This is a genomic window from Facklamia sp. 7083-14-GEN3 (assembly GCF_024742075.1).
Classification (GTDB): domain Bacteria; phylum Bacillota; class Bacilli; order Lactobacillales; family Aerococcaceae; genus Facklamia.
The window spans coordinates 278,130-290,160 of sequence record NZ_JANSGD010000001.1 but is presented as its reverse complement, the minus strand read 5'-3'; the positions used below and the strand labels follow the sequence as shown (position 1 = coordinate 290,160).

General features: G+C 34.8%; 10 protein-coding genes. 3 read left to right on the top strand and 7 right to left on the bottom strand.

Annotation, left to right across the window (positions count from 1 at the left end):
- Positions 1 to 7 precede the first annotated feature (7 nt).
- The 3 genes from NW240_RS01340 to NW240_RS01330 all read left to right on the top strand — a co-directional run bounded on the left by NW240_RS01340 (position 8) and on the right by NW240_RS01330 (position 1,942).
- On the top strand, positions 8 to 442 hold the full coding sequence (locus tag NW240_RS01340) for an HIT family protein (RefSeq protein ID WP_258435633.1): 435 nt from the start codon (positions 8 to 10) through the stop codon (positions 440 to 442).
- 1 nt (position 443) lies between these two features.
- Complete coding sequence (locus tag NW240_RS01335; RefSeq protein WP_258435632.1) at positions 444 to 803, top strand: YtxH domain-containing protein; 360 nt, start codon at positions 444 to 446, stop codon at positions 801 to 803.
- Positions 804 to 943: 140 nt separating this feature from the next.
- A complete protein-coding gene (locus NW240_RS01330) occupies positions 944 to 1,942 on the top strand; it encodes a peptidylprolyl isomerase (RefSeq protein ID WP_258435631.1) in 999 nt (332 codons plus the stop codon).
- Between the two features lie 57 nt (positions 1,943 to 1,999).
- Here the strand turns inward: NW240_RS01330 and NW240_RS01325 are convergent, their stop codons facing one another.
- From NW240_RS01325 to glgA, 7 genes are all read right to left on the bottom strand, one after another.
- On the bottom strand, positions 2,000 to 2,665 hold the full coding sequence (locus NW240_RS01325; RefSeq protein WP_258435630.1) for an SRPBCC domain-containing protein: 666 nt from the start codon (positions 2,663 to 2,665) through the stop codon (positions 2,000 to 2,002).
- A gap of 8 nt (positions 2,666 to 2,673) precedes the next feature.
- Positions 2,674 to 3,621, bottom strand: a complete 948-nt coding sequence (locus NW240_RS01320; RefSeq protein WP_258435629.1) for a 3'-5' exoribonuclease YhaM family protein — start codon at positions 3,619 to 3,621, stop codon at positions 2,674 to 2,676.
- Positions 3,622 to 6,441 (bottom strand): AAA family ATPase, encoded by a 2,820-nt coding sequence (locus NW240_RS01315; protein ID WP_258435628.1) that lies wholly within the window; start codon positions 6,439 to 6,441, stop codon positions 3,622 to 3,624.
- Positions 6,431 to 7,699, bottom strand: coding sequence for a DNA repair exonuclease (locus tag NW240_RS01310; RefSeq protein ID WP_258435627.1), 1,269 nt, complete (start codon positions 7,697 to 7,699; stop codon positions 6,431 to 6,433). The genes NW240_RS01315 and NW240_RS01310 overlap by 11 nt, the downstream gene beginning before the upstream one ends.
- 96 nt (positions 7,700 to 7,795) lie before the next feature.
- Entirely contained in the window at positions 7,796 to 8,140 is a 345-nt protein-coding gene (locus NW240_RS01305) for a YlbF family regulator (protein WP_258435626.1), read from the bottom strand.
- 92 nt (positions 8,141 to 8,232) lie between these two features.
- On the bottom strand, positions 8,233 to 10,356 hold the full coding sequence (locus NW240_RS01300) for a PBP1A family penicillin-binding protein (RefSeq protein WP_258435625.1): 2,124 nt from the start codon (positions 10,354 to 10,356) through the stop codon (positions 8,233 to 8,235).
- A gap of 223 nt (positions 10,357 to 10,579) precedes the next feature.
- Positions 10,580 to 12,028, bottom strand: a complete 1,449-nt coding sequence (glgA, locus tag NW240_RS01295) for a glycogen synthase GlgA (protein ID WP_258435624.1) — start codon at positions 12,026 to 12,028, stop codon at positions 10,580 to 10,582.
- Positions 12,029 to 12,031: the final 3 nt, after the last annotated feature.

Sequence of the window (12,031 nt, the reverse complement as noted above, 5' to 3'; positions counted from 1 at the left end):
GAAAAATATGACAGATTGCATTTTTTGTAAGATTATCGCCGGAGAGATTCCTAGCGCTAAAGTATATGAAGATGATGAAGTCTTTGCCTTTTTAGATATTACTCAAGTCACCAAAGGGCATACTTTAGTCATACCAAAGAAACATGTTAAGGATATTTTTGAATATGATCCAGAGTTAGCAAGTACCGTTTTTAGCCGTATTCCAAAAATTGCCAAGGCCATTCAAAAAAGTATACCTGGAGTGAAAGGCATGAATATTCTCAATAACAATGGAGAAGTCGCCTATCAATCTGTTTTCCATTCACACATTCACCTCATTCCACGTTATCAGAAAGATGAAGGATTTAAATTACATTTTGAAGATCATTCAGATACCTACACTCAAGATGAATTTCAGCAATTAGCAGCATCAATTAAACAAACAATAGAAAGTGGCGATTAGTATGAAAAATTTTCCACAAGGTTTTCTAACGGGACTGGCCCTTGGAGTGCTAGCCGGTTTAATGAACGCTAAACAATCTGGTGAGAAAACAAGACATCAGCTTAAGGAAACTTATAAAGATTTTAAAGTTGATTTCGAACAAGTTGATCAAGACTATGCGCGGTTTCATTCAGCTATTCAGTCATTAAGTGCTGAAAGTAAGCAAACGATTGACTTTATTTCTCATTTAACCAATCAAACCAAGCAGAAGGTCATGGATGAAACAGAACCTAGAATAAGACGAATTAAAGAAAATATTGACCAATTAAATAAAGATATTGATAAAATATCTTCTACCAATCCAACTTCAAAAACAAATTAAATTCAGAATTAAATTTATAAAATTTGTGATGTTTTTTAGAATTTCATGCTTATATTACCTTTTCTAGTCATTAAATGTTAAGATATATTTATGCTAATGTTATAGCAAATTATAGTAGAACTATAGGAGTGAAAAATAATATGAAAAAATCAATCCGTACTTGGATTTTAACTGCAGCAAGTGTGGCACTTGTTGCTTTACCAAACTTTACCAGTGTTTCAGCGCAAGAAGGTGTTATTGCTACTATTGGCGAAACAACTATTACCGCTGAAGACCTTTATAAAGACATGAAAGAGCAATTTGGATCTACTGCTCTACGTTCAAAAATTATTGAAGCTGTATTAATTGAAAATGTAGAAGATGCTGAAGGAGCTAAAACAAAAGCTGCTGAAGAAGTTCAATCACAAATTGAAGAATTAGGTGGAGATGAGGTATTCCAACAATTCTTATCTTACCAACAATTAGGTAGCGCTGAACAATATGAATATCAATTATATATCCGTAATCTTCTTCAAGAGATTGTTGAAGGTCGCATCGATATGTCAGATGAAGCCATCCAAAATTTCTACGAAAATGATTATCAACCTATGATGGAAGCGCAGCATATCTTAGTTGATACTGAAGAAGAAGCCTTAAATGCTATTGAACGCATTAATAACGGCGAAGAATTTGATACCGTTGCTCAAGAATTATCTAAAGATGGTTCAGCGCAAAACGGTGGATTATTAGCACCTTTTTCTCCAGGACAGATGGTTCCAGAATTTGAAGAAGCTGTTAAATCTTTAGCTAATGGAGAAATGACGAGCGAGCCCGTTAAATCTGAATTCGGATACCATGTTATTAAAACAATCAATAATGGTGAAAAGAAACCTTTAGAAGAAAGTAAAGAAGAAGTCGTTGAAGCATATAAACAAAGTAAATATGCTGATTCTAACTTCACCTATGGAATTGTCGGAGAGCTCATTAAAAACTCTGACCTAAGTATAGAAGATCCTGAATTGAAAAATGCTGTCGATGATTTAATCAATTTAGCTGACCAACCAGAGGATGCTTCTACTGATGAAACAAATGCTGAAGAAGCTTCTGCTGAGGAGGCTCCTGCTGAAGATACTTCTAGCGAAGAAACACCTGCTGAATAAAAACTATTTTAAATAATAAAAAAGGTTGAGGAAATCCTCAACCTTTTTATTTATATATTATAGAGTTTCACGTTTTTTTTGTTCTTTAATCAAGTTATTAACTTCTGCCATAAACGCTTTCGGCAAGTCTTTAGGATCCATTAATTCATTATGAACAATAAAGTGTTCAAGTTCATAAAGATTTATAATCCATGGAACTACAGCCTCAGCATTCGCTTCTTCTTTATCGCCGAACCAATATTCAAAAGTAAAGAGCGTCGTTTCTTTTTCTCCAGGATCAATTGTTACTACCATATCGTCATTTCCCCATAAATAAGCTAATAAATGACCTTCTTCAACATCTGTTAACATCAAATGATGTTCTTGACCATCTCTTGTTACTATAAATGACCCACCTGGTTTGCAATCAATCATTCTTATATCTGGCTTCCATTTAGATAAATATTCATTATCAGTTAGATGATTCCACACTTCTTCCGGAGTCGCATTAATTTCCCCTTCAAAAAATAGAGAAAATCCAAGATCTGTTTGTAGATTATCTACTTGTTGATGGTGACAACCACATCCATGATGGTGATTATGTTCTGAATGATGATGGCATCCACATGAGTGTCCAGAGTCCGATTTTGATTGATTAGCTTGGCATTGACATTCATGATTAGATTCATGATGGTGGTCATGGTTTTGACAATTACATTTCTTTTGATTACTATTTTCAGTCATTCATTTTCCTACTTTCTGAAATTGGGTTTATAAAAACTGCGACGATCCAGTGGATAAATTTGAGCACTTTCCTGACCATCTTGAGTTTTGTCTAAAACTGATAAAATCATATTAATAGTCGCATCTAAATTATCGATATGATGAAGAATTTCTGCTTCAAGAATACGTGGCTGAACTGGACTACCATATTCCAACTTACCATGATGCGCTAACACAACGTGTTTTAATAAAACAACTGCTTCTTGATTAGGATCAATACCAATTTGTTGGCATACTTGCTCAATCATTTCAGACATAATGACGATATGACCTAGCATCTTACCTTTAAAAGTATATTCTGTTGAGATAGCTCCGGAGAGTTCGATTGTTTTGCCAATATCATGAAGAATCAAGCCACCAATAAGTAGACTAGAATTTATTTGTGGATAGATATCCAAAAGTGCTCTAGCTATCTTCAACATAGAAACAGTATGATAGCTCAAGCCACCTGCCATAGCATGATGGTTTCTTTTAGCAGCTGGATAGCTATAAAAAGCCTCTTCATGTTCACTCAAAATTTTTCGCACTATTCGACTAATATTCGGTTCATGAATGAGAAATAAAGCGTCATTAATTTGTTCTTTGATATCCTCAATCTTCATAGAAATTCGTTCAACGTAAAGGGTTGGATCGTTAGGTTCTCCTTCTTCTGCCAAACGAAGTGCTTTTATCTTTACTTGAGGACTGCCTTGATAAGTATCACGATCGCCTCTTAAAAAAACGACTTTACCTACCTGAAATTTATTAATTTCATCCTCAGTGGCTGACCAATACATGCCATCCATTGATCCGGAACGGTCTTGAAAGCGGAAGGCAATAAATGGCTTACCATTTCGAGCGGTTCTCACATCTGCTGCTTTAATGAGAACATAAATTCCAAATTCGTCTCCATCTTTAACCTCGTATAATAAACTCATTTAGCTCTCCTCCTCAGTTGAATTCATTTCTATCAGCTCATCCAAATTTATCATCGAATCAATCGCTAATGTTTCCGCAGCCATTTGATCAAAAGTAAAAAATAAAACTTGATGATCTTGACTGATTGTCTCTAAAACTTTATACATACTTGCTTTACGTATTTCATCAAAATTTACAAATGCATCATCGATTATGATAGGCATTGATACCATTGACGAAGCATTTGCTATAAAGGCTAAACGCAAAGCAACATATAATTGTTCCAGTGTTCCTTGTGACAATTCATGGGGAGAAAAAAGCACATCTGAAAACTGTTTAACTTTGATGCCAGTTTTATTCAGTTTAATTTGATCATAGCGTCCGTATGTTAATTTAGAAAAAATTTCATTAGCCATTTTATTCATTTCAGGAATCGGGTTATCCATTCCCTGTCTTAATGTTTGATAGATTAAATCGACGGCAATTTTTTTCTTACTCCATTCTTGGACATATTTAATGATTTCAGCTTTTTTATCTTCCAATTTTTGTTGTAAAACTTGATAGCTTCCATCTTGCTCAAGCTGATTTAAAGCCACTTCAATATTTGCACGCTGATATTGATGGGGCTGAACACGACTTTTATTAAGTGTTAATTCATTTTGAACCTTATTATATTGATTAATCAGTGACTGTTTGCTATCAATAGCTGACATCTCATTTTCATAGCCTTTAATCTGCTCACTATATAAATCACGTTTTTCTTTAAGTTGCTGAATTTGATTATTTGCTTGAACTTTTTGTCTAAAATCAACTTCATCAAATGAGTTTGTTGATTGATAAACAGATTTAATGGTTTCATTCTGTTGCTCTAGATTTTTTTCCTCTTGAGAAATGATATCTTGAGCATTGTTAATCCGTTCTTCCATCGCCTTCCCACGTTCTACTTGACGAGCAATCGAAACTTCAGTTTCTTCAATGTGATGTATAAGTACTTTTATACTTTGATCTCCAAGCGGAAAACGTTCTAATAATGGTACGATTTGTTTGCGCCATTTAGCAATCTCTAGATTAAGATTGTTTCGCTCTTCTTCATATTGTTGACGAATCGTTTCTGCTTGAAAATATTCTTTAACTGGATTGGATTTAAGAACCATTTCTGCATCCGCTGTAGGATAAAAACCTAAGGCAACTAACCATCGCTGTTGCTCTTGTTTTTTTCTGACTAATTCTTCTTCAATCGAACGTAGATTGGCTTCTCTTTGATTAATATCTTGACCTAATTCTTGACTTCTTTCTTGATACTGTCGCTCTTTCCTTTGCAATTCAGCCATTTTCTCGATTGCTGGCGAAGAGTGAAATTGCTTTTTATATTTTTGATGTTCAAAGAAGACATAGGCGCTTGATAATATCCCTACCCCTATTAAAATTAAAGCAATCCAACGGAAGTTTATTCCAGTTTGATTAAGTAGATGATACCCTCCTATTGCAAATCCTAAAACAATTGAAAGAGCTCCTACAAAATAATGTCTAATATTTGTAACTTGTTGTAGCTGAGCTTTTTCATTCATTCGCATACTTTCTAATTTTGCATGCTGCTGCCTTACTGTGACAGAATAGGTTTGTAATTCTTTTCGCTGGTCTAAAAAAACTTTTCTTTCAGCTTGAAGCGCCTCTTTTTGACCTTCTAAATCATCAATCATCGCTTGAATCTCGTAACCTTGCTCAATTTCACGGTCAAATTCGGAAGACTTTTTCACTTTTTCCGGATAAAATTGGCCTTCACGAGCTAATCTAGCCATTGTATTAGTTTGTTCTTGAATGCTTTCTAAAACATGTTCTAAACGTAAATTCACCTCTTTAATATGGGCTGTGGCAATTGACCATTGCCTTCTTTGATCTTCATGGTTTTTACCCCAGTTTAAACGAGTTAGTGCACTCATTTCATGGTTTAAATTCCGAATACGTTCTTCCATTTGCTGTATGGTCTTTTGACTTTCAGCTTTTACACGTATAGCTTCCTCTAGTTTTTCTGGTAAATCTTCTTCCATTTTAGTATAAACTAATTGCTCAAGTTCTCTTTGAGCAACTATATCTTTTTGATAAATATCAAAGCGTGTCATCAATTGATCCAACTGTCTTTGTTTTTCTTCTAAAGATTGAATGGTATGATTAAGAGCTTCAATTTGGTCCATTTCAGCTTGCTGTTGATCGAACAATTCGTCATATTTAGACATATTCTGCTTCATTTTTTCAATGGATTGACTAAGCTCTTCGTAGTCCAATAACGCTTGATTAAGTTTAGGGTTTTTTCCCTTTAACTTATAAAGTTGTCCCAGATCTTTTTCAAAATACTTTGCCACAGAGAGAAACTTATCCGACCCAACTGTACCAATGGATAGAAAATAATCACCAAGCTTTTCGGCATCTACATTAGATAATTCTTGTAAATTTTGTAATGAAAAGGCATAAAAAGAATCAAAGAGATTTTCATCTAATCCACCGAGAATCTGATCTAACACTTGCTGATCAAGCTCACGTCCTTGAGTATCTGTCAAAGAAAGACCTTTATTCGTTCTCTCAACCCAAATATCTCCATAGCTAGTTTCTCTTAAGAGAATTCTTCCCCCATAAACTTCACTAAGTTTGGGTTCATAGCGATTAATTTGATTAACACGTCGATGTTTAGAGGGAAATCCGAAAAGAATACTGCGAATAAAGGATTGGAGTGTCGATTTTCCAGCTTCGTTTTGACCAAAAATCAATTGTAATTGATCATCTAAATCAAAGCGTTGATTGACCCATTTACCATATCCATAGATATCTAGGGTACTAATCTTCACTATCAATCGCCTCCTTAAATTCAAATCCAATCGCCTGAATCATCAATTCTTGCGCTGATTGAATTGATTCTTTTTTTAACTCATCATCAGACAATAAATCTGACAATCTTTTCTTAATAATTGGATGATCAAACAATTCGGCTAGACTTTCTTGATAAGCTTGACCCTCTATCATATCTTGACAAGCCGCTTGAAAACTGTTTTTTAACGTTTTGTCATATTCAAAGGCATCCAAAACCATTTGACGCTCAAGATTTACTCTGACAATGATAGCAAATTTTTCGATGGACTGAGGTTCAGTAAGGATCGACTCAACCTCACCTTTTTCTATTTGTTCTTGTAAATCAATTGGCAAGCGTTGAGCATTTGTTAAAGTTAAGGAGATAATCTTAGAAGGTAAGCCCTTATCAACCTCTTCCTTAAAGTTAGTAACTAAAGATTCAATCGCCCATAATAAATCATTGACCTGCCAGTTTTCCTGACACTCAATAATTTCATCTCTCCATTCAATTTCAGCCAAATGAATAAATTCAGATTTCACATTTTGGTTGGAATCTAAAGTGACTAAGTAGCCTCCTTTTTCGCCAATTTCCAGACGATTTCTTCCTTGAGGACTGCCTGCATATTGAATCAGTGGGATTGTAGATAAGGTGTTTGCTTGATGGATATGCCCTAAGGCCCAATAATCATAATTTTTTGAAATCAATTGCTCCAATGTAAAAGGAGCATAATTTCCGACTTGCGTCGCACTTAATAATTCCCCATGGTATAAGCCCACTGTAAAGTCAGTTTCTCTATTATTTGAAGGGAATTCTTGGGCCTTTGATTCATGAATCCAACGTTGATTATAGGAAAAACCATAAAAGCGACAAGTTTGATCATTAATGGTCTTTATATCTATATAATCAACAGATTCTTCTTTGAAGACATAAACATTTTCTGGATACTGCATAAGAAAACGTTTATTATTCAAATAATCATGATTCCCATGACAAATAACGACTGGAATTTCTGCTGCCTTCAGTCGTTCTAATTCTTTTAAAAAAGCATGTTGAGCATAAATTGTTTGTTTTTGAGTGTCATAAATATCTCCTGCAATAACAACAGCGTCTACACTTTCTTTGATAGCGTATGAAACGCCTCGATGGAATGCCTTATATGGGGCTTGGATTAAGACTTCTTGTAAGCTAGGATATTGTTTTTGCATTCCAGCAAAGGGGCTATCTAAATGTAGGTCAGCAAAATGCATGAAACGCATCTAGGTCTCCTCTCTCCAAAATAATTGGTTGATAAAAGCAACTGAAAGAACCTCGAAAGATAATTATTCGATGTCTTCCAGTTGCCAAATTCAAAGTTATTCAGTTGGCGCTTGATATAAGTCTTGTAGTGGTTTGGTAATGATTTGATTGATTTCTTCCATTAGAAGACCAAGTTGTTGTTCGTTTTCCATTAGCTTTTTAATAGAAGGATTTTCCATTACTTTTGCATACAAGTTTTGAACTTCTGTGATTTTATCTTCACTCGGTTGTTCTGTCATTGTCTGAAGTGACTGTGAAACCTGACGAAATTCTTCAAACAACTGGTTGCTCTCAGAATCTTTTTTTATTTCTTCGAGTGCAGATTTTACATTCAAATAAGCGGGCAACTGGCGTAATTCACGTTCTAAAGTGTTAGCTGTATCATAAATATTAATGTTCATAATAACCTCATTTCTATAAGCTAATAGTATCAATTTATAGTCTTTTTTTCAATTAAACCGGGGTAAAAGTAATCAATTTTATTGGCTAATTTTTAAATGGGTAAATCTAAACTATCAATCCAATTGATGACCTCTTGTGTTTTTTCACTACTAAAAGATTTAACCTTTTCCCATAGATTACTTCCATTTTCTTTAAGCATTGAAAGTTCTTCATCAAAATTGAAATCAACATTTTCCAACAAATCACCACCCATTTTACCATTCGTATCTGCTTCCATTTGCGAAGCGTAATCGACATCAAATGGTGTTTGTGGCGAGTATGCCATCATATAAGAAGTCTGACTATTAAATAGCCTCCCCATGCCATTAGGCATAATTTCATCTAAATTGGCACTTTCAACGTCATCTAGACCAATCCATGTAGCTATAGCAAAATCTGGTGTATAACCAACCATCCAATGGTCTCTTGTTTGGGTTGAACCATCCGAAACTTCGGTTGTTCCTGTTTTACCAGCAATTAATCCTGTATTAGGGCCTGCACCATAACCCGTGCCATTGCCACCATAAGTATCTAACATCATGCTTGTCATATCTGCGGCAATCGTTTTGGTCATGATTAAATGCCGCTTTGGTTTTTCATTATCGTAAACAACTTTCCCAGAAATATCTTCAATTCGTCGAATAAAGTAAGATTCATTTCTTATTCCCTTATTAGCAAAAGTTGCATAAGCTGAGGCTAATTGCACAGGACTTACTCCTGTAGAAAATGCCCCTAAGGCCAAAGTCAACTGCTGGTCTTGTTGGGGAACTTCAATACCAAATTGTTGAAGCTTATCGACTGCAGTTTGAACGCCTAATTTATCTAGCAAATAAACAGCGGATGTATTTTTACTTTGTGATAAGGCATAATATAAAGGAACTTCTCCTCTTGGATCTGTTTGTCGATTAAAGTTCTCTGGAGAAAATTGATCATTACCATAAGCCTTAACAACATCAGGAACCATCGAATGCATATTAAATCCATTCTCAAGAGCTGGTAAATATACGGCTAAAGGTTTAATCGTCGATCCAGGAGCTCGATACATGTCACTAGCACGGTTAAACCCGCGATAAATATATTCTCCCCTACCGCCATATATGGCTCTGATTCCTCCTGTTCGAGTATCAACTACCGCACTTGCGCTTTGAACAATTGGTGCATCATATACTCCATCATTAAATAAATAAGCATTTTCTTGATATGCGTTATTAAGACCTTGCTGGGCATTGATATCCAAATTGGTATAAATTCGATACCCCTTAGACATAAGATCTTCTTCAGGAATATTCACCCTGCGAATAGCTTCATTTATCACCGCATCAAAGTAAAATGGATATTCATGACCTGAACTGGCTGGAACATAATTGTCTAAAAGAGCTATGCCCATTGTTTTGAAATCTTCTGCATTAGAAAATGAGATAACGCCTTCATCAGCTAAAAGATCTGCAATAACATTTCGTCGGTCAATAGCTGCTTGATAATCATCTATTGGATTATATAAAGAAGGTCCTTTTAGAATACCTGTTAAAACCATTGACTGATTTTGATCTAATTGATAAGCATTAATGCCAAAATATTTTTGAGCAGCATCTTGAATGCCCCAGACTCCATTACCAAAGTAGGAATTGTTTAAATACATCTCAAGAATTTGATCTTTTGAATACGTTTTTTCAATTTCAAGTGCCAAAAACAATTCTTTCAATTTACGTTGGAAAGTTTGATCTAGAGTGAGAAAAGCATTCTTAGCTAATTGCTGCGTTAGAGTGGAACCCCCTCCTCCAGATGTATTGCGATTGATAACTAAGCGTATGAAAGCTCGACCAATTCCGATTGTATCAAATCCGTTATGATCATAAAAACGCTTATCTTCAGTTTTAATCACTGTTTCTTGCATAAGGGGAGATATCTCATCTAGGGTCACATAGCTCCCTTTTTGAGATAAAAGCGTACCTGCAAATTGGTCTTGGTAATCATAAATTTCTGTTTTTGTTTGTAAGGAGTCTTGAAGTTGTTTAACGTCAGTCGTTTTCGCGATAAAAACTAAATAAGAAGTTAAGAAAAAGGTCAGTGATAGAAAAATAAAAACCAACCACTTCCATCCTCGGTAATAGCGCCAGATATTTTTGAATCCTTGAAATAGTTTATGCTTATTTGATTTCACTTTTATTTTCTTCATTTAATCATTCACCTACTTTATTAATTCTATCATAGATAGAATTATATCTACTGCCTTCCAACTAAAGGCTGGTCTTTTTCTCAAATTATACTACCTGATTAAGAAATTTTATGAAAGATTGTATGACTTTTGCCTAAGTATTAAAATAGCCTTCTAACTCATGTCTTAATTAAACAGTTTAGAAGGCAAATAATTTAAATTTCATATACGCTTTTTAACAGAATCAGTTAACGGATTCTTTTAAAAGATCAATATAAATAGCTTTATAAGCTTGCGCAGGTTCTGACCAAGAAAAATCTTTACTCATGGCTTGTTTCACTAATTTCTGCCAAGCTTTCTTTTGGTTAAAATAAACATCCAACGCCATTTTAATGGTAAAAAGTAAATTATCTCGGTTAAAACCATTAAATGAAAAACCAGTTCCCTGACCTGTATATTTATTATAGGCCTCTACAGTATCTTTTAAGCCGCCCGTCTCATGTACTAAAGGTAGTGTTCCATAACGCATGGCAATCATTTGTGAGAGTCCGCAAGGTTCAAAAGCAGACGGCATTAAAAAGATATCGCTGGCAGCATATATTTGTTGAGCCAGTTCAAGATTAAATTGAATACACGCTCTCAGTTGATCAGGGTATTTTTGCTCAAAATAGCGGAACGAATCTTCAAAGCGTTGGTCTCCAGTACCTAAGATAACTAGTTGAACATTTTGTTGTAATAAATCATCCATAATTTGCTCAACCAATTGTAAGCCTTTTTGATCAGTTAGTCGGCTGACAATTCCAATTAAAGGAATCTGACTATCTTGTTCAAGGAAGAGTTGTTTTTGCAGATGGCTTTTTAATTTAACTTTATTTGAAAGATCTTTTTGATCATAGTGATAGGGTAAATAATTGTCTGTCTTAGGGTTATTAATATCTAAATCGATTCCGTTAATAATTCCATTAAGTTTCCATTTATTTAGCCTTAATACCGCATCTAAACCTTCACCAAATTCTGGAGTTAATATTTCTTCAGCGTATGTCGGACTGACAGTCGTTACCCGGTCAGAAAAGTTAATCCCACCCTTTAAGTAATTAATATGATTCTTCTCCTTCAACCCATCTTCGGTAAAGGTATTAAATCCTGTTCCAAAGACATTTGGAAGCATTGAGGCATCATAAACTCCTTGGAAGCGAATGTTATGAATGGTAAGCACTTTTCGAATGTTTTTTAATGATTCCTTCCAATGATAACGATCAATTAAAAGAGCGGGTATCATAGCCGTTTGCCAATCGTTACAATGAATAATTTCTGGTATCCAATTAATTACTTCCAACATTTCAATGATAGCGGTTGAAAAATAAGCAAAGCGTTCTCCATCATCCCATTCGCCATATAAAGTTGCCCGATCAAAATAAGCCAAATTATCAATGAAGTAGTAAGTCACCCCTTGATAGTTCAGTTGCTTGATTCCACAATAAACATTTCGTTGACCCAATTGGAAACGAAAATGAGCAATTTCTTTTAGCTGCTGAGCATATTCATTAGCCATTTGACTATAAAAAGGGAGAACTACACGAATATCAATTTCAGGGTCTTTCGCTAACTCTTTTGGCAAAGCATATGCAACATCTCCTAAACCTCCTGTCTTAAAGAAAGGAGCTGCTTCAGCTGAGGCATAAAGTACTTTCATTTA